Below are 599 nucleotides of genomic sequence, written 5' to 3'. Positions count from 1 at the left end.
CCCTTCCTCCCCGCTGAAAGTACTTTACAACCCGAAGGCCTTCTTCATACACGCGGCATGGCTGCATCAGGCTTGCGCCCATTGTGCAATATTCCCCACTGCTGCCTCCCGTAGGAGTCTGGACCGTGTCTCAGTTCCAGTGTGGCTGGTCATCCTCTCAGACCAGCTAGGGATCGTCGCCTTGGTGAGCCGTTACCTCACCAACAAGCTAATCCCATCTGGGCACATCCGGTGGCAAGAGGCCCGAAGGTCCCCCTCTTTGGTCTTGCGACGTTATGCGGTATTAGCTACCGTTTCCAGTAGTTATCCCCCTCCACCGGGCAGTTTCCCAGACATTACTCACCCGTCCGCCACTCGTCAGCGAAGCAGCAAGCTGCTTCCTGTTACCGTTCGACTTGCATGTGTTAGGCCTGCCGCCAGCGTTCAATCTGAGCCATGATCAAACTCTTCAATTTAAGTTTGATGCTCGTGAATTAAACTTCGTAATGAATTACGTGTTCACTCAGAGACTTGGTATTCATTTTTCGTCTTGCGACGTTAAGAATCCATGTCACTTTGAGTGCCCACACAGATTGTCTGATAAATTGTTAAAGAGCAGT

1 rRNA gene is annotated in these 599 nt (G+C 51.4%); it reads right to left on the bottom strand.

From position 1 onward, the window contains the following. Positions 1–455: ribosomal RNA gene (locus OOJ60_RS24575) — 16S ribosomal RNA — on the bottom strand; the annotation flags it as partial. Positions 456–599 lie beyond the last annotated feature (144 nt).

The organism is Citrobacter sp. R4 (genome assembly GCF_026719175.1).
Lineage (GTDB): Bacteria > Pseudomonadota > Gammaproteobacteria > Enterobacterales > Enterobacteriaceae > Citrobacter_A > Citrobacter_A sedlakii.
This window is presented reverse-complemented; position numbering and strand designations above follow the sequence as displayed.